The following is a 19,635-nucleotide window of genomic DNA, read 5'->3' as shown; positions in this document are numbered from 1 at the left end:
ACAAAAAAAGAGACTAAATCGTCTCTTTTTTGATTCCTCGAACAAGAACTATGAGGCTTATTGTAATAATGGTAAATGCTGCAAACGCAAGCAATGGGATAGTAATAAACCCAAGCCAGTTAAGATAATCTTTTGAACACGGCACACCGGATGTACACATTTCAAACTGCTGAAGATATGGGATTTTTTGCAAAACAGTATGATATCCAGAAATAAGCATCCCAATAATTGATAATGGTAAAACATATCGATAGATTGTTAAATCGTTTCGATACCCGGCAATCCCAAGAATAATCACTAATGGATACATAAAAATTCTTTGATACCAGCACAGTGTACAAGGAATGAAATGACGCACTTCACTGAAGTACAAGCTTCCAAGTGTGGCGATAATGGCAGCAGCCCAAGCAACAAGTATGGATTTGTTCATTTACCTATTTCCCCTTTGCTGCTTTATTAACCATATCCTTCAAATCATCAAGTGTTTTTCCTTGGAACATCTTCCCGTCCACAAGTATGGTTGGAGTTCCTGTAACTCCAAGTTTTGTTACATAATCCATATCTTTATTAAAGGCTGCATCCGCCTTTTTTGCATCAAAATAGGCAACAACCTTGTTGACGTCCTTTTCATTTGTGACTTCTTTAAGTGTATTCACCAAGAAGTTCTTATCATAAACATCCATTTTTTCATATTTAGAATCTTCCGGCTGCTTTTTATAAAGAAGCTCATGGAATTTCCAAAACGTATCGTTTCCAAGTTCATGATATACCGCTTCAGCAAATTTAGCAGCCCGCGTTGAGTCTACATTAATAAAAGCATCGTTAAAGAAATATAGTTTTGCTTTTCCGGTATCGACTAGCTCTTTTTGAATAACAGGAATCACACTATCAGCAAAATTCTTACAGTTTGGGCATTTGTAATCGCCAAATTCAATGATAGATACCGGTGCTGAACTTTTTCCCAGAAACGGCTGGCCGGAATAATCAATCGCCACCTTCGAGTTGGATGCTGGTTTTTCCACTTTTTTGTTGTGGTTTCCCAGAAAAATAAAACCAAGAATACAAACAGCGATTAAGCCAATAATCCAGAACGTAAACTTAGATGAACTCCCCTGCTGCTTCGTATTATTTTTGTTATTTGCCATAGATTTAAACTCCTCTAATCTTCTCTTTGATAAATTTAATTTTACTAAACTTGTCTACTTATGTGAAACAGAAAGGGCTATCCTTCACAAATTGTTAATAAAACAGAAAAAATGCCATTGGAAAATGGCACTCATTAAAATTCCATACAAAGATAGCTCAGCGTTCCTAATTCATAGTCGCGGTAGATGGCTTTTGCCTGATCTAAACCGTTTCCACTGCCCATCGCAATGAAAAATGGGACAAAGTGTTCCGGTCTTGGCACAGCATACTTCGCATTTGGGGCCAAATTTTGATATTGGAAAAGACTTTGTAAATCCTGATGTTGAATTTTATTTAAAAGCCAGTCATCAAAGGCAACAGCCCATTGTTCCGGTTCATTTGCGTCCCAGTTAACCATACGTAAATTATGAACCGTTACACCACTGCCAATGACAAGAACATCTTCTTGTCCAAGCCCTTTTAACGCCTCGCCAATCTTATATTGCGTTTCCGGAGGTAAAAATGGATGAACAGAAACCTGAACAACCGGAATATCGGCATTTGGATACATTTTGGATAACATCGTCCAAGAGCCGTGATCTAACCCTCTCTTTGGATCCAGATTTGCAGGAATTCCCGCTTTTGCAAATCTATCTTTTAATTGTTGTGCCAACATAGTGGAACCTTTTGCGGGATACTTAATTTCATATAACTCTGGTGGGAATCCATTGAAATCATAGATCGTTTCATATGATTCATCTAAAGATGAAATCGTTAACGTTGCCGCTTCCCAATGAGCAGTAAAAATCACTATCGCTTTTGGATGATATTGCTGTCCTAAGTTCTCTAAAAATCGAGTATATTGATTATCTTCAATCGCTAACATTGGTGAACCATGTGCTAAAAATAAAGATGGCAGCATTTTTTACACCCCTTTACTTACTTTATGTAACTAACTATAATATCGTAATGTTATTGCGTCAAGTAATACATTGATACTATACAATTTTAATCGGTATAATGAATATTATAGAGGTGAAAGAACATGAATCAATCATCATTATGCCCTAAATTTGAGCAGGCTATGAAATTACTCAGCCAGCGTTGGACTGGTTTTATTATCTATCAACTTCTATCCGGCCCGCAGCGTTTTTGCAACATTGAATCCTCCTTGCCCATCAGTGGACGGCTTCTATCAGAAAGACTAAAAGATTTGGAACATGAGGGAATTGTAAAAAGAGAGGTATATCCGGAAACACCGGTCAGAATTGAGTATTCTTTAACGGAAAAAGGGATAGCAATGGAGCCGATTATAAGGGAAATTGAAAAGTGGTCGGGGGAATGGGTTGAAATTTTTAAATAAAAAATTGAAGCAAGCGAGTGACGGATAAGCTACCGGAATGAGGGAAAACTAATTCGTTCGGTCGTCACTATGCAAGAAGCGGTTAATTTCAGTTAACCGCCCCTTCCTCCAAAATTCTATTTATACAGAAACATTCTCACTAATTTTTACAGCCTCACCTTTAAGTGCTGACTCATAAAGCCCATTAATAATTTGTTGTAAATAGACACCTTGTTTCGGGGTACTTAATGGAGTCTTATCTTCCAAACATGCATCTACAAATCTTCGAAGTTCAAGTTCATGATAATTTGTCTTTGGTAGATAAGCAGGAGTGATGTCTAGTAACGCCTCGTGTTTTTCTTGATAAATTTTAAGTGGGAAAACATCTGCTCCGCCCTTGTCCCCCATTAACGTCACATTCATTTCATCTGCTTTTTCAACGTTGGCAGCAAATGCTGTTTCTAATATAATCGAAGCACCGTTTTTAAAGGTAATCATGCCGCGTGCCATATCTTCGACAGAGAAGTTTTCCCAATCCCATGATCCCATGAGGCCAACCCCTTTTCGGTTCCCTAGCTTTTGGTAGGTCACCCCAAACACAGTATCGGGTTCCGGATAGCCCATCAAATATAAAGCAGTATCCAACATATGTACACCGATATCAATTAAAGGCCCGCCACCTTGCAGCTCTTTGTTTGTAAATACACCCCAGCCCGGAATTCCCCTACGGCGCATTGCCGTTACCCGTGCGGCATAAATATCACCAAGCTCACCATCGTCAATAAACCGCTTTAACAATTCTACCTCCGGAGCATGTCGGAAATGGAACCCATAGGATAAAATTTTTCCTGCCTTCTCGCCCATAATGGCCATTTCCTCTGCCTCTTTTACAGTCATCGCCGGCGGCTTTTCACATAAAACATGACACCCCGCATGTAAAGCAGCAATAGTGGCAGGATAATGGAACTTATTTGGTGTGCAAATACTTACCGCATCCAATTCAACTTTTTGAAACATTTCTTCATAGCTTGTAAACGTATGTGGAATATTGAATTCATTTGCTACCTGTTCGGCTTTTTCCTTAACCACATCAGAAATAGCAGCTAACTCAACCTTTTCTCCACATTTTAAATAATTTGGAATATGAACATCCTTTGCGATACCGCCTGCACCAATAATTCCAACTCTTAGCGTTTTCCCCATCCAAATCTCTCCTCCTTTGGTCTATGTTTTTTTGTGTTGACGTGATTATTTCAGATGTTTCTACTCTTCATTCTTGTAAAATTGGGATTAATCACCAACTCTTAATACGATTGTATCGTACTCTGCTCTTTCAAGTAAATTTGAAATTAATCAGCTTAAATGCAGGTGGAGGCTCTCCAGACTACCCGTTTTTTAGGATTTTGTTGGCTATAAGACTCCCTATTAAATAAATTTAAAATTCTTATGATAAAATAATAGGAAAAAATTAGCTAGGGGCGAAAAAGATGAACAATGAATTTAAGGGTTATATCGGAACCTATACCAAAGGAGATAGTAAAGGAATTTATTCTTTTACTCTTGATACAGCGAATGAAAAAATTACGAATATAAAAGCAGCTGCTGAACTGGATAACCCTACCTACCTCAACATTAGTATAGATAATCGATATCTTTATGCTGTTATCAAAAAAGGGGAAGAAGGCGGAGTGGCTTCTTTTTCAGTTGATTGCGAATCTGGCGGGCTTACTCCCATGAATACGCAATTAGCTCCGGGATCTTCCCCTTGCCATGTGAGCATGGATAGTAAAAATCAATTTTTATTTAGTGCAAATTATCATAAAGGAACCGTTGAATCTTATATGCTTGACGCTGAAACTGGTTTAATCCAACCCCCTGTTTCCGTTATTCAGCATGTAGGTTCAGGTCCGGATTCGAGACAGGAAAAGGCTCATACACATTTCGCCGGGGTGACTCCTGATGAGAAATATATTGCAGTCGTTGAATTAGGAACGGATTCACTTCTTACATATGAAATCAACCAGGATGGGAAATTAAAAGAGGTAAACCGTCTATCTACCCCTCCGGGAAGCGGCCCTAGGCATATTACCTTCCATCCAAACGGAAAATTCGCATATGTGATGACGGAGTTTAGTTCAGAGGTTATTTTCCTCACCTATCATTCAGAAGATGGCCATTTTACACCGAACCAATTTATTTCCACAATTCCGGAAGATTTCACGGAGAATAATCAAGGCAGTGGTATCCATATTTCCGCTGACGGCAGATTTGTCTATGCCGGGAATCGCGGGCACAACAGCATTGCTGTGTTTAGGGTAGACGAAGCTACAGGTGAGTTAAGTTTCGTTGAGCGTGTTTCCTCGGAAGGAGATTGGCCAAGGGATTTTTCAATCGATCCGACTGGTAAGTATTTGGTTGGTTCTAACCAGGAATCAGGCAATCTTGTCCTTTATAGACGGGATGTCGAAACCGGGACGCTTACATTAATAGAAAAAAATATCGTGGTCCCTTATCCTGTTTGTGTAAAGTTTTTACATTATTAAATTGAGTATGTACCCAATAGTTATCCTCTGACAATTAGGCCTACTTGGTAATTCTAAGTAGGCCTCTTATTTAAATTAAACAGGAAACAAAAAAGACCATAATTTGGCCTTAGGAAACTTTTAAAAACTCCTTAATTTCTTCGATGGAGATTCCCAAATTTCGAGCTTGAAGAATAAGGTCGATCCATTCATCATCTAGTTCTTTCTCATTAATCAATGGGGTTTCCATTTTTCTTTCTTTCCTCCTAAAATAAATGTATTTTAGGCAACTCAGCCGTCATAGTTAGCACTTTAGACCTGTAGCTTTGCGTCCCACCCTTTCGAGAGGTTTGCCGTTTTCTATTTACAAATTATTATCTATGAAAATATTACCATAAAAGTTCACTATACCGAATATATTTAATTCCAAAAATTTCGACAAGATTTTTTAATACGTTAATAAGATAAAAAAACTACTTACAAACTTTTCGAATCCATTAATCTTCACTCATTCTTTTATTTTTCCACCAAGTAGACATAATAAATTAAAACAGTCTTTATTTACTAGAGGTGGTTTAGGTGGATTTTTTACATGGACAGGATTCATTAACAACAATCGAATGGAGTTTAAGAGCAATCATTACTTTCTTTTTTATGCTTTTTTCAGCAAAAATTATGGGAAGCCGTGCTATATCCCAGTTAAGATTATTAGATTTTATCATTGCCTTAATGCTGGGGAATATCATTGCCCATCCATTATCAGACCATAGTATTGGAATGAAAGGTTCCATCCTCTCCACAATCATAATCGTTGTCTTATATATGTTATGCGTCTACCTAACCCTAAAATGGCCCCGCTTTCGAAAATTAATGGATTCTGATCCCTTCCCGCTAATAAAGGATGGTGAAATTCTATACAAAGGATTATTGAAAGCTAGAATTTCAATTGAATATTTATTAGCAGAATTACGAAAGGAAAAAGTAGAAGACGTTAAAAAGGTAGCATTGGCGTTATGGGAAGCGGACGGTAAAATGTCTATTTTTCTCGATCCCCAATATGAACCACTGACACCTTCGAATTATCAAATGAAAACAGAACCGTTTGATTTACCAAAAACAATTATAACAGAGGGAAAAATCCACTATCACATCCTGCGTCAATTAAACAAAGAGGAAAATTGGTTAAAAGACAAGTTAAAGGCACAATACCAATCTGAAGTTGTTAATATTCTATTGGGAACAATAGATCATCAGGAAAATTTAAAGATATTTTTATACAAATAAGAACAGCTGTCTTAAGAAATAAAGACAGCTGTTTGTATGTAATGACTAGTTACAATACCATCTTTTCCAAATTTCCGCTGAACTTAAACACCCATCCTCATTGCCCCATTTTCCCTTTTTATCTTTGCATTGGTCATCATCCTTGCCATCATGTTTTTCTTCGTTACAGAGCCACTTTAAAAAACAATCCCACCAATCATCACTCGCTTGATTATTTGGTACATTATTTTTTGATGTATTTTGAACCGTTCCTAAAGAATCCTTGTTAAAGAAAGAAAAAAGGTCAGAAATAAATTGGTTGATTCCAGTGTATGAACTTGATTGACTTGTATTTGAAGAAGCTAATGCAGAAGTAGGAATGATCAGTGACCCAATGAATATTCCCATAAAAATTAGTTCTTTTATCCGTTTCAAATACTTTATCCCCCCTTACAACAATTAATTTTATTAAGAACAAAAACATCCCTTATTAAGAATTTTAGTCCTATTTTCTTAATTTGTAAATTTATTTTTCAATTTTACCAGGATAAATTTCCTACTCATTATGGCATGAAGATAAACAAGCAGAGTTCATCTATTTTTAATGGTTGAGAAGCCACGGTAATTGGATTATAATGTTCTTTAAAAAGAACACTTATCGTTAATATACCGCACTCTTAAAGGGGTTATATATGACAGAATTACAATCAAAAAAGAAGGTACTTACGCGAAGAACCTTTCTAAAAAAATCAGGAAAAATGTATTTGGGCTTGCTGGCAGCTGGAATCATGATGGGAACCTACTCATTTAAAATAGAACGGTTTTGGTACCAGGTAAAAGAAGTAAAGCTAAAAATTAAAAACCTTCCTAAAGCATTTGAAGGCTGGCGGATTGTTCAATTTAGTGATGTTCATTTAGGCTTTCATTACGGGATAGACGATTTTCAACATGTGATTAAATTGATAAATGGTTTAAAGCCAGACATTATATTCTTTACGGGAGACTTGGTACAGATTGGGAATTATAAACCAGAACCGGCTATCCCCCTGCTCCAATCGTTAAATGGGCTTCGTGGGGGAAAATGGGCCGTAATCGGGAATCATGATTTTTATACGAAAAACCAGGTGATTAACGTACTAAAAAATTCTCAATTTCATGTATTGGATAATAACCAGGACTTTATTGAGGTCGATCAGCAGCGCCTTTATATTGCCGGAATCGATGATCAAATGTATGGGAATCCAAACATCGGAAAAGCAGTAGAAGGACGAACGCAGCAAGATTGTGTGCTCCTGCTTGCCCATGAACCCGATATTGCGGATGAAAGTATTAAGCACCCAATTAGTGCGCAATTCTCGGGACATTCCCATGGCGGCCAAATACGATTTCCTTTTTATGGCCCCATTATTAAACAGGTTCTCGCCAGTAAATATTCGGATGGGTTATATAAAATTGGAGAAAATAAAATGCCATTGTACGTAAACCGGGGGATTGGTACGACGAAGCTTGCGGTAAGGTTTCATTGCAGGCCGGAAATTACAGTGTTCCATTTAACGACTTAGAGGATAACTTTTAAAGTCATCCTCTTTTAATTTGAAAATAATGCCTTAATCATACCGGCTATTCTCTTTTTATATAAAAAGAGATACATTTTCAGTCCTTCCCTGTCAGACAGTTGGTCGGGAATTTCGTACTTGGATGGCACTAACCAATGAATAAACTCAACAAAACTATGTTTAGCTGAATCGAAGCTAAACAATTGGTAATCCAGAAAATCAAGATATTTTTTAAACCCCTTGGCATTGCGATACTTCCATAGTGGAAAATCTCTTTTATAAATGAACGGTTTCATTTCATTTAATAAAGGAAACTGCAAATAAAGGATCGATAAGGTTCGAATCATTCTTTTATGTGTTTGATGAACTGCTGCAAGTTTCAATATTTCCTCAAAATCCAGTTCTACATGATAGAGATAAAGGACTTGAATGATATCCATGAAATATTTCATGGAGTCCAGATTATGCCTCCAGCCATGAAGGCAGATCATGTAAAAAGTATGATTAGGAGTTAGTTCTTTAATATGCTTATATCTCTCAACCGTTCTTGCATCCTTCCATAGGTCATCAATGTCAAATTTTGATGTACTCTGTTTGACAAGACTCCAATGCAATTCCACTACTAATGGCATCTCAGAGTTCGGCAGTTTCTTGCTATAGCTGCAATGAAAGTGGCCGGGAATCGGTGCTTCCTCTACTGTAAACCCAAGTAAATGAATAACCTCAATCGCTTTTTCAAGATCCTCTATCCGAATTAATAAATCAATATCAGATGTGGCCCTCGCCCCAACATGACCGAAAACCATTTCGGCTAAATGGATTCCTTTTAAAGGAATAACATCTATACCCTGTTTCTCAAACTGCCCTGTGATTTCATTTTGTTGACTTTTGATAAACAGATTTTGATAAAATGCCTTTTCATAGTTTTCTTTTAAAAAAAGCTGGAAGAAATCCGGTGTTTGCTCCAATTTCCCTTGTTTTTTTAGCAAAAAGTATAGTTGAGAGGCAATCCCATCCTCTTCAATATCGTTCATTGCATGATGATAATAGAATTTGTCTTGAGGTAATGGTCCCTGCCCATAGATCGCTTTTATTAATTCAATCATTACAGAACCACCTCATTTTTATGATTTTGCCACAATGGCCAACGGTTTTAGTTTAGTAAACGAAGTTTCATTTAAGTTACGATATAGCCCATGCTCCCTAATTAATTCATTATGTGTCCCTTGTTGAACGATTTGGCCATTATCGATCACTAGAATAAGGTCTGAATTTTGGATGGTAGATAGTCGGTGGGCAATGACAATGGTGGTCCTTCCTTCCATTAACTGATCAAGCGCTTCTTTCACATAGTATTCGGTTTCTCCATCCAAAGCCGATGTCGCTTCATCCAATAAAAGTATAGGAGCATCCTTTAAAATCGCCCGGGCAATAGCCATCCGTTGTTTCTGGCCGCCGGATAATTTCATTCCATTTTCACCGATTTCCGTATCATATCCTTTTGGCAGTGAAAGGATGAAGTCATGAATCTCAGCATGGAGGGCAGCCTCGACCATTTCTTTTTCCGTAATATTCGGCCGGGCGATTAAGAGATTTTCACGAACGGTTCCAGCAAAAAGAAAGGTTTCCTGTGGGACATGGGCAATTGAGCTTCGTAACTCCGAAGCAGTTAACTCCTGAATGGATTTACCGGCAATCCGAATCTCCCCTGCTTGTGGCAGATAAAACCCTTGTATAAGGTTAAACAGCGTGCTCTTCCCCGCACCGCTCGGGCCCACAAGTGCGACAACTTTTCCCGCGGGAATCGTCAAATCAAAATGTTCAAAAACATTTTGATTTTCCACATAACCAAACGTCACATCACGAAACTCGATTGAGTCTACAATATTGAGTGGCTGTGAAAAAGCTGGCAGTTCGTTAACAGCAGCGGGCTTATCGAGGACATCCAGTACTCGCTCCAAAGCGGCAACCGAACGTTGGAAACCGGCCCACACATTTGCCATTCCCGTAATTGGATAAAACAAATGAGTAACCAAATTCAAAAACGTCAACAAAGCACCAACTGTTAATTCTCCTTTTGAAACAAACAAGGCACCGATTGAAAGATTTAGAACAAAAGTGATAGAACCAATAATCTGCTCGCCGGTATTATACCAGCTTTGAAATTTAGTGTTTTCTAATTCTAAATTCAGCAATTCCCGATTTTGTTTGACGAATTTATGATAGCGGAGCCTTTCCAATGTAAAAGAACGGATAATCGTAAAACCATGAAAGGTTTCGTTTAAATGATGATTAATATTTCCAATTAACTGGTGAATTGATCTGCCATTTTTCCGTAGTAATAATCCAAATACCAAACCGGATAATGCGGCGATGGGGGCAATAATCAGACTCACTAAACAAAGAGTCAAATTGATTTGCACTAAATAAATGAAGACCACAATATAGATAATCGGCAAACGAATAAGGCTTATAAGGCTACTGCCAATTACACCATCGACCCCATGGATATCATTAGAAAAGTGGGACATTAATTCACCGGAACGGTAGTTGGAAGCATCTCCTGCAGGCAATCTGAGAACATGATGAAAAAAATGATTTTTTAAATCCATTTTTACAGCGTTGGTCGCAAATAAATTGCAGTAAGTATAAGATACGCTTGAGGCAATGCTTGCAAGAATCAGGAATGCACCATATGGAACTAACGATAAAACCTGATGATATCCGCCATGAATTGCCGCATCCGTCAGGTCCCCATAATACTTTGCAAAGGCTATTGTTAAGTAAATATCTACCCCTAATAACAGGAGTATCAATACATAAGCCTTCCAACGTTTCAATATATAGGGCATGACAAAGGTTAACGCTCTGCGAATGTCCTTCATGGTAAAATATTGTTTTATAAGTGATTCAATCTGTTCCCTCATATTTGGCCACTCCAAAATTCAATTAATATTGCAATTTCCATTTCCGATTTAAGTATTTTTGAAGAATACCAGATAAACAGGGAAAGGTGAGAATTAACTTCCCCCAGAGTTTTGATATAAAATGATTCGGAGACAGCTTGAAATGTTGTTTTTGCACACTTACCAGTTTACCGAGCACTCTTTCTTCCCCAATAGGTAAATCAAATCCTAGATTTGTATCTCCTTTTAGTAAAATCCGTTGTTGATGATTTATCCATTTAGTCCCAATGAACCGATGAGCAATTAACCGGCAATCCTGGGAATGGAACAATAGAATATCACCCTTTTTTAGCGATGATGTATCGCAAGGAACAAACCTGCAAAGATTACCTTGGCGGATAAATGGATACATGCTATACCCGAATGCCGGAAGTTCCAGCCACCCGTCTTTATTGATTGTACTTTTTAAAAGGATAAAAGTATGTTCATCAATTAACATTTTCGATCAGCCCACACTCATCAAGATGAGATAAGAATTCTTCCATGTCTTTTTTTAATTGTTCCTTGTCTTCGGTCGATTTAAATTTTTCTGATACCGCTAATGCAAGGGATTCTGCTGTCTGTTCTTTATTTAATAAGGACCAGCATAAACCGCCCACTTCGTTTAATTTGGTAATGGTTAATTGGTCCGTATTTAAGAGGATCCATTCACCATCGAGCTCCGTTGTTTCAACATTTTCCTTTTGAATATATGGTGTCATCATGATATTAGCTCCCAAAATGTATTATTTTTTTGAAAATGAAGCTCATAAACTGGCACTTGTTTCACTAGCATCGTCATTAATCTCATAATCGTTTTCATTTCTTCTTTGCTTTGTGGCCAGAAAAATACTTTATCCATTAACTGAAGAATCGCGTCTGACTTGTCTAATCTCACCCGGATATTTTGGATTGCCTGGTTAAGGAGCTGAATACTAGCTAATTCTGCATTGCCTTCAAACTTTTCTGCCTCCAGTTCACTTCGGAATGGGGAGTTAAATACTTGGACTCCCTCTGATGTAATTTTAACTAGTGTTGCTTCATCTGAAAGGAGTTCCCTCGGATAGGAAAGTCTCGCAGCTGTTGATTTGCCTGCTCCTGAGTGACCTGAAAAAATATGTGCCTTCCCTTTATCTATTGCACAGGAGGAATGGATTAACAGCCCCCATTGATGATGGACGATGAATGCGCTATATAGATTGGTTAAAGCATGTTTTAGGGCAAGTTCATCGTGGGCAGAAATGGTGGCAACTTTGTATTCAGAATCAACTTCTATTAAGTAATCAGCTCTTTGGTAAAGAATCTTTTGTTTCATCTTGGTTATCTCAACTTTATAGTCTTTAAAAGGTACGCCGTATTCGTCCTTAATATTAATGTTGAGATGGGTTTGCTGATCTTCATTATTTAAAAATACCGGAAAGCTTTTTTCGAAAAATTTATTGAGCTTTTGAGAGTGGCAAAGGATACGGATATAGTGGTCGCCAATTTTGGTTGTTAATTGTTTCATATGGATCTCCTTAATGGGAAACTTTAAATTATTTACATAGGAAGTCATTGAGTAGACCCCATTGACTTCCATACTTTTTTACTTTTAGTTAACCTTAGGGTTACATTGGCCTACACCGATATTGCCATTCCCCTTACCATTTCCGTTACCATTGCCCTTCCCGTTTCCATTTCCAGGGGTTCCTGCACCACAAGGGGTTGGATTTGGATTTTTGTCATTTGGGAAATGTATTCCCCCATTACCATTTGAATCTGGGTTATTCCCTTTTCCAGGATTCCAACAATGCCTAGTTTCAAACTGAATAGGTTGATGGCTTAGGACCATTGGTTTTGAATAAACTTTTTCTGCTATCACTTTTTCACCTCCTTATCGAAATATGTTCATTATAAAGAACAAAAAATCAAAAAAATAAAAGCTTTACCAATTCAAATATATTTTAATATTGTTATAATTCACTAATTATATATTTACTTAATAAGTATAATCCAAATATCGTTCCTTTTAAAGAACAACCATTCGACAAAATTCATCAAAATTCATTTTGATAATCATTTAATAAAATTCTGCTTTTATAATCCTATGATTTAAATAAAAAAAGCTATTTAGTAGAGTATTTTGTCTACGCATAATAAAAAATTTGGAATAAATATATTGGTAAAGCCACTATTTAATTAGCATTCCAATATTAACATTTACCCAACTCCTACTAAGTAAATTAATTTTACATTTTTCAAAACCAATTATAACTATTTCTAATCAAAAAATAATATTCAACTGCTTTCTCCTATAGATCCTATAAGGAATTATAAAATAACGTGGCTTTTTAAAATTTTAAAATAATTGGAGGCATGGATTTATGACTACTCTTCCCAGTGGAAGTTATGTCTTAGATTTAACCCAATGGGGTGTTTCGAACACCGTTACTGATTACGGTGATAAAACATTAGCAACAAATAACTCAAATGGAATCAACAATGCAATTGTATGGGCTGCACAACAGGGATATACAGAGTTTGTATTTCAAAAAGGAACCTATCTAATTGATGAAACAATTCCAATTCAGCCGCAAAGTTTCATGACCCTTAATTTAAATGGAGCTACCCTAAGAATTCGAAACAATGGGTTAGCTAATTACTCTGTTATTAGTTACAAACAAAATCAAATGTTTTCCCGCGTAACAAACGGGATTATTCAAGGCGACCGATATAATCATAACTACACAACACCTGGACAAGCTAGCACACATGAATGGGGAATGGGTGTCTTAGTTCCCAATATCGTAAATACTGCAAAAGGTGAAGGAACTAACACCCGCTTTATTACAATTGATAATATTGAATTTTTAGATTTGACAGGAGATGGAGTATCTTTATTTGCAACAGGCGGAGCAATTTATACTACTACCACTCCAACTAAAACTTATGCTATCACATTTGAATCAGGTTCAATCAATACTGCTAATGGTAACTTAATAGCGGATTCAACAAAAATCCGTTCTAATATTTTCATAGATTTAACTAACCCTCAAATTATTAAATGGAAAACTTTTGGTATATACGGGGATATTAGTTATCAAACTGTTGGCTCAGAGATTGATGGCACATTGCCATTTGATATTATTTTTTATAATACTAACGGCACATTTAACTCATCCTTAACAAACGTTGATTTTTATGATGAGATCCCACTGCCCGATGGAGCTATTAGTGCAAAAATAGTACTGCATCAATCAAATATTCCTTCAGCATCAGGTAACGGGCTAACTTTAAGAAGTATGGAAATACCAAAATTCACCTTCATAGAAAAGTGCCATATCCACCATACCCGCAGACTAGGAGTTACATTACAGGGGGCAAAATTTGTTTGGGTTAAAAATAATGATATTCATCATATAAGCGGTACTGGGCCTTCTGCCGCATTAGATGTTGAAGATAACTATGCGTTAAATCAAAATCTTTGGATTGAAGATAATTTTCTACATGACAGCCCGTTGCAATTAATCTTCGTTAAAGGGAAAAACTTCCATGTGAGGAATAATAAAATTGAGAGAGGTATTGGCATTACAGGTTATGCTGGTGCAAGGAAATTATTTATAGAAGGAAATTATTTTAAAGATACAAGTGTCAATATTAATGGTGAATGTGTGATAAGTGATAATCATCTTCATAGAACTAATGTAAATATAAATAATGGAACAACTGAACCAGCATTAGTCGATAATAATACTTTTTTAAATAGTTCATTAAACGTAAACAGACCTAAAGCATATTGTGTTTCAGTTTCCAATTGTAAATTTACAATTGACACGGATTATAATAATGCTATAACAGGTGCAGGATTCTCAGCGGGAACATATCCGCAAACCATGACGGGTTGTATATTTGAAGGTTCATTAGGTTCTTCAAGTGTAATATTTAACGGTGATGTAACTGCTACCGAAGGATGGTCCTATAATAATATCCTGTTCCTAAACACCAAGAAGTCAATGAATAACAACGGCGGAATAAAAATACCAAGAGGCACTTATACGAATTGCAGGTTTAATAATACAGGAAATCTAGCCGCAAATAAATATGTAGAATTTATAGGGTGTACTTTTACTTGGGATGGATATAGCTTATTTAGTTTTTCAAATAATGAATTAGCGAGGTTTATAAATTGTACCTTCAATGGAGGGTCTAGTACAGCTTTCTATTTTTCAGCACAAACACAAGGAAGGGTAGAACTACTAAATAACTTATTCGATTATTCAAATGCCATTTCTACTTCTTCTGGTATGATTGATGGATATTGGTTGAATGTAACAGGAGGGACTTTAATCGTGGATGGAAATAGATTTAAATCTAATTTGGCCATGAAGGCAATTAACTGCCCTAGTCCGACTCCTGATCAATTTAAAATCATTTTTGTTAACAATACCTTAGAGGATAATGTTACTTTTTCGGTTGATAAAACCCAGATGCCTTCATTCCAAAATAATACAATTAATAGAGTTATTGATCCATACAATTGGTCAACCTCTATTCCAACAACCGGTTATTTCAAATTAGGAAAACAAATTTTAAATAGTAATATGGCAACCGACGGATTTATGGGCTGGGTTTGCACAGTAGAGGGTTTTTCTGATATCTATCCGGCTTGGCAAGCTTCAAAGACATATCTTATTGCAGATAAAATTTCCGTAAATGGATATATTTATTATGCTACTATTTGGGGCGCAAAATCCTCCACAGTAATGCCTGTGTTTCCAACTACCCCACTATATTCTACAGTTAAAGACATTGCCGGAATACCTATCTGGACAGCAAACTCTATATATAGTATTGGAGACAAAGTCTTACCAACAAATAATGCAAGCAGTTATTATGAGTGTACATCGGCCGGAGCCAGCGGCAATACCGAACCAACGTGGGGGACTTCCTCTACTGTAACTGATGGTACTATAGTTTGGACAAAGAGGGACTTCCAAGTTTGGAAACTAGTTGGAGGAACGGCTGTTTTTAAAAAATTTGGACCACTGAACTAAGTGAAAAGCCTTTTTAAGCGCCTGCTTTTGCAGGTGTTTTCTTTTATATTTATAAATATGAGATTTTTTTATTAAAAATATCTTGTAGGTAACATGCTCTTTATAAAACGTAGCGGGAAAAGGTATTTAATTCACCATTTTCCCACCAAATAAGACACATTTTTATCCAATCGCCCTTTTTGTATTACTCAAATTCAAGTTATTTTTATCAATTCTTAGTATGAGAGGTTTATAAATGAAATTAACGATATGAGAAGAAATAAGACATAGACTAATTAACCAACAGAAAATAAGTATTGGATATTTAACGGCAAAAACAAGACTAGGGAAAATCGTCATATAAAAAAACATGTGAGTTAACCAAATATTTGTTGAATGTGTTCCAAAGTAATCTAGAATTTTTTGAAGGAATTTACTTTTATCAATAAGGTTGAATAAACAAATAAAGGTAATTCCCGTTATTGGAGCAATAATCATAGACTCATAAAATCCATGTATGACAGCCAAAAGGAGAATACCTAATAAACAAAAAACATTTTTCATCGAAATTCTATTAAATTTTTTAGAAATCTTCGTATAGATTTTCTCTTTTGCAAAAACTGCACCAACAATAAAAGGCAATTGAGAGGTACCTAATAGAACAATGGCATTTACAGTCATGTTCAGTGTAGAATTATCACCTAAATCAATAACATGTTTAATTCGTTGAATATAAGTGATCAAGTATACGAAACCGGAAAAAGAAATCAAAACATAGGAATTGCATTTTCTTACAATCTTAAAAAGTGCTGGTGCTAATAAAACTAGAAGAATATATGTCTGCAAAAACCACCATGCTCCGTTATAGGAATTCGATAAAACAAAGAAATTCAGAATAAACTTAATAGGATCGCCAGGCAATGTTTCAGACTTCCCAGCAAGTCCCCCAATCCCCACAAAAAGAAACAATATAATCCAAAAATTAATTAGTAATTTAAAAATACGCATTCCGTTCTTTTTGATGGTTTGACCTTTGGAATTTTTAATACTCAAAAATAATCCATATCCACTGGCGAAACAATAAATGGGCACACATGCATCCCCAAATAAACCAATATAATAAATTAACGGGACCCCATTGATTAGTGGATATGTATCATATAGTCCATGGACATCTTTCCTACAAAAAAGATGAAGGAGCAGCATAAACATGATCGCCACTCCTTTAGTCATTTTCATATCTTGTTTTGTGAATTCCATTTTTATGTCCCCTTTTTTTTCCAAATCTATAAATTAAACCAATTCCTTATATTCCGCATAAAACCCTTTTAACATTGCCAACTATAACAGTACTTTCAAGGTATAAATCCAATAATGGTATATTTAATAAAAGATAAAAGTAAGTTTTACGCGTAGGCTTAAACTAATATGCTCCTATCCTGAACAAAAAGATTTATATTTTTACGGATGCGCGTTTTGTAACTTTATTTTTTTCTAATGTCAAAGTTGGACTTGTTAAAAGTTTTCCAAGTTTGATAGAAGGCTTTTCAATAAAGTAATACATTAGACTTGCTGCTATAAATGAGAATACAAAAGAACTAACTAAAATTAGGCCTATGGGCAATTTTTCATATAAAATATTAACAGATGAAAGTAAGACAGGAACGTGAATCAAATATAAACTGTAGGAAATTTCGCCAATGAAATGGATCGGTTTAAATAACATAATTGATTTTATTATGTTAGAATTCACACTGAAGATTATAAAGATTGAACACCCTAATCCAATAACCCAATCATCGATAAATTGAAAATGTAAGAAAAATACATTATGGAAAAACCACCAGGAAAATGTATATGCCAAAATTGCTATAGCCAAAATCAATAACTTGAATCCTAATGATATCCTCATATACATAGAATTAAAGAACTTTCGGTGTTTAGATAATAACGCTCCTATCATAAAAAAAGAGATGTAGTGTAAAGTTAACAGGTATGAGGTATCAAATTTCACCAAATCATATTTGAAAAATTTTATACTAGAATACCAAGTTAATAAGCAAAAAACAGATATAATCACCCCGAATGAAATGACTTTTTTCCAATCGAATTTTAAAACAAAATACATCAAAAAAGGAAAGAATATTGATATTCTCATTTCATGTACAAGGGACCATATTACAAAGTTATATGATGCGCTTTGAAAATCCCCCAAAGGTAAAAGGTGATTTAAAATCTGCCATATAGTGATAGGTGGGGCTATACCATTAAACCATCCAGTTAGTTCAGGTGCTTTTATACGAGGTATTAATATCAAAAGCAATACAGCTATTATCACTGATGTTAGATAAGGTATATAAAGTCTACAAATTCTTTTAATTAGGTAATTTTTATATTCTTGATTTTTATTATTATAATAAGGTAGTGATAAAACAAATCCACTTAAAATAAAGAAAAATAGGACTGCTTCGTGCCCCGCCCAAAATATGTGAAATGGAGAATTAGATAGATAAATTACAAAATATAGAGGTACAACACCTAAAAAGTGAGATAATACAACTGATGTTGCAGCTAGTCCCCTCATCGAGTCTAATTCCTTCATACGTTCATTCTGATTCATTATTATAAATCCCCTCCGCATTTATGTTAGCAACCCCAAAAAAGGTTCGACTTTTCCTAACCTCACCCATTAGGGATTTATCAAAATAAAAAGTTAAAATTAAACTAAGGAGAAAAAACTTAAAGTAATTATTAGCTAATTATTATTACCGGATGGAAGAAAAAAATTTGATTCTGGAAATCCCTTAACTAGTTATACATTTAGTGCATTTGAATTTTCCTCCATTTGTTCAAAGATAACACAAAGTCATAGAATTGCAGAACACTGAACAAACTGGCAGGAATACTTGTAGCTATCAATGAAGCAAAGATCCATTACTATCTGGAACTGGACAAATTTCAAAAAAATAATCCCGGCAGCATAGTTGATGAGATTGAAGGTAATTATGATCTTATAAGCTATTGGATTACAATGCCTCCACTTGTTAAAACTCTTGTCGAACAGGATCAAAAGTAACAGGATTGAACAAAAGGAATTCTTCGTTTTATAATTAGTAAATTTGCATTTAATCAAAGCAAAAATAAAAAAAGCATACCATTCCATCCTTAGTCCCCATTGTACTCTTTCAAAAAAGAAATCGTTCGAATCAAAAGAAATGCATTTGTATATCGATTTTCACTTTAAAATTATCAAATTTCTAAACCGTTTTGTATGTAGATGCATTATTTCCTATACAACTGTTGATTTTGGACATTTTATTCTGTCAAGGCAAAATTATTGTGACCCCAATCAACTCACGATAGATAGTCTATTTTTGATGAAAGAAATCGCCCCAATTAGGCCGTCAAGGTTGTAGCAATAATCGGCCTTCACTAATTTGCACAAAACAAATAAAAAAATCAAAAATTTATTCAAAGTCAACTTGGGCAGGAGACTTCCAGCCTTTCTAATTATGTCAGGTTTTATTTGCCGATTTCACATTGACGATAGTTGAGTTAATATGTAGCTTTTGAACGAGAACTAAATTTCTTTAATTTTATATTTCTTCCAATATATTTAATAAAAACATATGAATAGTATGAAAAAATAAAGATACAAAGCGGGAATAAAATATTCCAGAAAATTGTTTCCCTTAAAAAGTTCATATCAAAATGGGTTAAAATTGTATTACTAATATTAATTAAAAACACATGTAAAACATAAATACCTAAAGATTTCTCTCCAATCTTGGAAATCAAGGATCCTTGTCCTAAACAAATTAATGTTAAAAAAATTGTGGATAAATAATAATTATTTCCACCACTCACTAC

Annotated in this window: 20 protein-coding genes and 1 riboswitch; of the genes, 5 read left to right on the top strand and 15 right to left on the bottom strand. The window is 35.3% G+C overall.

All coding sequences use genetic code 11. The annotated features are described in order from the left end of the window. Positions 1-13: 13 nt before the first annotated feature. The 3 genes from BIV60_RS09440 to BIV60_RS09430 form a co-directional block, all read right to left on the bottom strand. The gene (locus BIV60_RS09440) at positions 14-430 is read right to left on the bottom strand and encodes a disulfide oxidoreductase (RefSeq protein ID WP_071355484.1); all 417 of its coding nucleotides are present in this window, start codon (positions 428-430) and stop codon (positions 14-16) included. A gap of 4 nt (positions 431-434) precedes the next feature. Further along, on the bottom strand, positions 435-1,145 hold the full coding sequence (locus tag BIV60_RS09435; RefSeq protein ID WP_071355483.1) for a DsbA family protein: 711 nt from the start codon (positions 1,143-1,145) through the stop codon (positions 435-437). 134 nt (positions 1,146-1,279) lie between these two features. Further along, the gene (locus BIV60_RS09430) at positions 1,280-2,047 is read right to left on the bottom strand and encodes a DODA-type extradiol aromatic ring-opening family dioxygenase (protein ID WP_071355482.1); all 768 of its coding nucleotides are present in this window, start codon (positions 2,045-2,047) and stop codon (positions 1,280-1,282) included. 123 nt (positions 2,048-2,170) lie between these two features. Here BIV60_RS09430 and BIV60_RS09425 point away from each other — a divergent pair, with 123 nt between their 5' ends. Next, on the top strand, positions 2,171-2,488 hold the full coding sequence (locus BIV60_RS09425; RefSeq protein ID WP_071355481.1) for a winged helix-turn-helix transcriptional regulator: 318 nt from the start codon (positions 2,171-2,173) through the stop codon (positions 2,486-2,488). Positions 2,489-2,608: 120 nt separating this feature from the next. Here the strand turns inward: BIV60_RS09425 and BIV60_RS09420 are convergent, their stop codons facing one another. Continuing rightward, on the bottom strand, positions 2,609-3,670 hold the full coding sequence (locus BIV60_RS09420) for a Gfo/Idh/MocA family protein (RefSeq protein WP_071355480.1): 1,062 nt from the start codon (positions 3,668-3,670) through the stop codon (positions 2,609-2,611). A 284-nt stretch (positions 3,671-3,954) separates the two neighbouring features. Between BIV60_RS09420 and BIV60_RS09415 the strand changes: the two genes are divergently transcribed. Next, a complete protein-coding gene (locus BIV60_RS09415) occupies positions 3,955-5,010 on the top strand; it encodes a lactonase family protein (protein ID WP_071355479.1) in 1,056 nt (351 codons plus the stop codon). Between the two features lie 109 nt (positions 5,011-5,119). Here the strand turns inward: BIV60_RS09415 and BIV60_RS28265 are convergent, their stop codons facing one another. Beyond that, positions 5,120-5,239: an anti-repressor SinI family protein gene (locus BIV60_RS28265; RefSeq protein WP_083402181.1), complete on the bottom strand. Its 120-nt coding sequence runs from the start codon at positions 5,237-5,239 to the stop codon at positions 5,120-5,122. A 32-nt stretch (positions 5,240-5,271) separates the two neighbouring features. Then, positions 5,272-5,354, bottom strand: a riboswitch (cyclic di-GMP riboswitch). Positions 5,355-5,568: 214 nt separating this feature from the next. Here BIV60_RS28265 and BIV60_RS09410 point away from each other — a divergent pair. After that, complete coding sequence (locus BIV60_RS09410; protein ID WP_071355478.1) at positions 5,569-6,273, top strand: DUF421 domain-containing protein; 705 nt, start codon at positions 5,569-5,571, stop codon at positions 6,271-6,273. A gap of 45 nt (positions 6,274-6,318) precedes the next feature. Here BIV60_RS09410 and BIV60_RS09405 read toward each other — a convergent pair whose 3' ends face one another. Beyond that, the gene (locus tag BIV60_RS09405; RefSeq protein WP_071355477.1) at positions 6,319-6,687 is read right to left on the bottom strand and encodes a hypothetical protein; all 369 of its coding nucleotides are present in this window, start codon (positions 6,685-6,687) and stop codon (positions 6,319-6,321) included. A 257-nt stretch (positions 6,688-6,944) separates the two neighbouring features. On the opposite strand from BIV60_RS09405, the gene BIV60_RS09400 reads away from it, so the two are divergent. After that, complete coding sequence (locus BIV60_RS09400; RefSeq protein ID WP_071355476.1) at positions 6,945-7,814, top strand: metallophosphoesterase; 870 nt, start codon at positions 6,945-6,947, stop codon at positions 7,812-7,814. Positions 7,815-7,840: 26 nt separating this feature from the next. On the opposite strand, the gene BIV60_RS09395 is transcribed toward BIV60_RS09400, so the two are convergent. The 6 genes from BIV60_RS09395 to BIV60_RS09370 all read right to left on the bottom strand — a co-directional run bounded on the left by BIV60_RS09395 (position 7,841) and on the right by BIV60_RS09370 (position 12,614). Beyond that, positions 7,841-8,914, bottom strand: coding sequence for a nucleotidyltransferase domain-containing protein (locus tag BIV60_RS09395; RefSeq protein ID WP_071355475.1), 1,074 nt, complete (start codon positions 8,912-8,914; stop codon positions 7,841-7,843). An 18-nt stretch (positions 8,915-8,932) separates the two neighbouring features. After that, entirely contained in the window at positions 8,933-10,735 is a 1,803-nt protein-coding gene (locus BIV60_RS09390; RefSeq protein WP_071355474.1) for an ABC transporter ATP-binding protein, read from the bottom strand. 22 nt (positions 10,736-10,757) lie between these two features. After that, the gene (locus tag BIV60_RS09385) at positions 10,758-11,213 is read right to left on the bottom strand and encodes a S24/S26 family peptidase (protein ID WP_071355473.1); all 456 of its coding nucleotides are present in this window, start codon (positions 11,211-11,213) and stop codon (positions 10,758-10,760) included. After that, complete coding sequence (locus BIV60_RS09380; RefSeq protein WP_256218359.1) at positions 11,203-11,478, bottom strand: PqqD family protein; 276 nt, start codon at positions 11,476-11,478, stop codon at positions 11,203-11,205. Before BIV60_RS09380 ends, BIV60_RS09385 begins: the two co-directional genes overlap by 11 nt. Further along, on the bottom strand, positions 11,475-12,260 hold the full coding sequence (locus BIV60_RS09375) for a ribosome small subunit-dependent GTPase A (protein ID WP_071355503.1): 786 nt from the start codon (positions 12,258-12,260) through the stop codon (positions 11,475-11,477). The genes BIV60_RS09380 and BIV60_RS09375 overlap by 4 nt, the downstream gene beginning before the upstream one ends. An 84-nt stretch (positions 12,261-12,344) precedes the next feature. Then, positions 12,345-12,614: a hypothetical protein gene (locus BIV60_RS09370; protein ID WP_071355472.1), complete on the bottom strand. Its 270-nt coding sequence runs from the start codon at positions 12,612-12,614 to the stop codon at positions 12,345-12,347. Positions 12,615-13,116: 502 nt separating this feature from the next. Here BIV60_RS09370 and BIV60_RS09365 point away from each other — a divergent pair. Then, positions 13,117-15,786 carry a right-handed parallel beta-helix repeat-containing protein gene (locus tag BIV60_RS09365; RefSeq protein WP_071355471.1) on the top strand — a complete coding sequence of 890 codons (2,670 nt, stop codon included), beginning with the start codon at positions 13,117-13,119 and terminating at the stop codon, positions 15,784-15,786. Positions 15,787-15,948: 162 nt separating this feature from the next. On the opposite strand, the gene BIV60_RS09360 is transcribed toward BIV60_RS09365, so the two are convergent. From BIV60_RS09360 to BIV60_RS30035, 3 genes are all read right to left on the bottom strand, one after another. Then, entirely contained in the window at positions 15,949-17,025 is a 1,077-nt protein-coding gene (locus BIV60_RS09360) for an acyltransferase family protein (protein WP_071355470.1), read from the bottom strand. A gap of 193 nt (positions 17,026-17,218) precedes the next feature. Next, positions 17,219-18,385: an acyltransferase family protein gene (locus BIV60_RS09355; RefSeq protein WP_071355469.1), complete on the bottom strand. Its 1,167-nt coding sequence runs from the start codon at positions 18,383-18,385 to the stop codon at positions 17,219-17,221. Between the two features lie 935 nt (positions 18,386-19,320). Then, positions 19,321-19,635 (bottom strand): hypothetical protein (locus BIV60_RS30035; protein ID WP_218145935.1); only part of this gene is annotated, 315 nt, incomplete at its 5' end.

It is taken from the genome of Bacillus sp. MUM 116 (assembly GCF_001866655.1).
Classification (GTDB): Bacteria; Bacillota; Bacilli; order Bacillales; family Cytobacillaceae; genus Neobacillus.
This window is presented reverse-complemented; position numbering and strand designations above follow the sequence as displayed.

What these genes read in the sequence shown, in the direction of transcription:
- BIV60_RS09440 (WP_071355484.1), bottom strand. Translation starts at nt 430, where the DNA reads ATGAACAAATCCATACTTGTTGCTTGGGCTGCTGCCATTATCGCCACA.
- BIV60_RS09435 (WP_071355483.1), bottom strand. Translation starts at nt 1,145, where the DNA reads ATGGCAAATAACAAAAATAATACGAAGCAGCAGGGGAGTTCATCTAAG.
- BIV60_RS09430 (WP_071355482.1), bottom strand. Translation starts at nt 2,047, where the DNA reads ATGCTGCCATCTTTATTTTTAGCACATGGTTCACCAATGTTAGCGATT.
- BIV60_RS09425 (WP_071355481.1), top strand. Translation starts at nt 2,171, where the DNA reads ATGAATCAATCATCATTATGCCCTAAATTTGAGCAGGCTATGAAATTA.
- BIV60_RS09420 (WP_071355480.1), bottom strand. Translation starts at nt 3,670, where the DNA reads ATGGGGAAAACGCTAAGAGTTGGAATTATTGGTGCAGGCGGTATCGCA.
- BIV60_RS09415 (WP_071355479.1), top strand. Translation starts at nt 3,955, where the DNA reads ATGAACAATGAATTTAAGGGTTATATCGGAACCTATACCAAAGGAGAT.
- BIV60_RS28265 (WP_083402181.1), bottom strand. Translation starts at nt 5,239, where the DNA reads ATGGAAACCCCATTGATTAATGAGAAAGAACTAGATGATGAATGGATC.
- BIV60_RS09400 (WP_071355476.1), top strand. Translation starts at nt 6,945, where the DNA reads ATGACAGAATTACAATCAAAAAAGAAGGTACTTACGCGAAGAACCTTT.
- BIV60_RS09395 (WP_071355475.1), bottom strand. Translation starts at nt 8,914, where the DNA reads ATGATTGAATTAATAAAAGCGATCTATGGGCAGGGACCATTACCTCAA.
- BIV60_RS09390 (WP_071355474.1), bottom strand. Translation starts at nt 10,735, where the DNA reads ATGAGGGAACAGATTGAATCACTTATAAAACAATATTTTACCATGAAG.
- BIV60_RS09385 (WP_071355473.1), bottom strand. Translation starts at nt 11,213, where the DNA reads ATGTTAATTGATGAACATACTTTTATCCTTTTAAAAAGTACAATCAAT.
- BIV60_RS09380 (WP_256218359.1), bottom strand. Translation starts at nt 11,478, where the DNA reads ATGATGACACCATATATTCAAAAGGAAAATGTTGAAACAACGGAGCTC.
- BIV60_RS09375 (WP_071355503.1), bottom strand. Translation starts at nt 12,260, where the DNA reads ATGAAACAATTAACAACCAAAATTGGCGACCACTATATCCGTATCCTT.
- BIV60_RS09365 (WP_071355471.1), top strand. Translation starts at nt 13,117, where the DNA reads ATGACTACTCTTCCCAGTGGAAGTTATGTCTTAGATTTAACCCAATGG.
- BIV60_RS09360 (WP_071355470.1), bottom strand. Translation starts at nt 17,025, where the DNA reads ATGGAATTCACAAAACAAGATATGAAAATGACTAAAGGAGTGGCGATC.
- BIV60_RS09355 (WP_071355469.1), bottom strand. Translation starts at nt 18,385, where the DNA reads ATGAATCAGAATGAACGTATGAAGGAATTAGACTCGATGAGGGGACTA.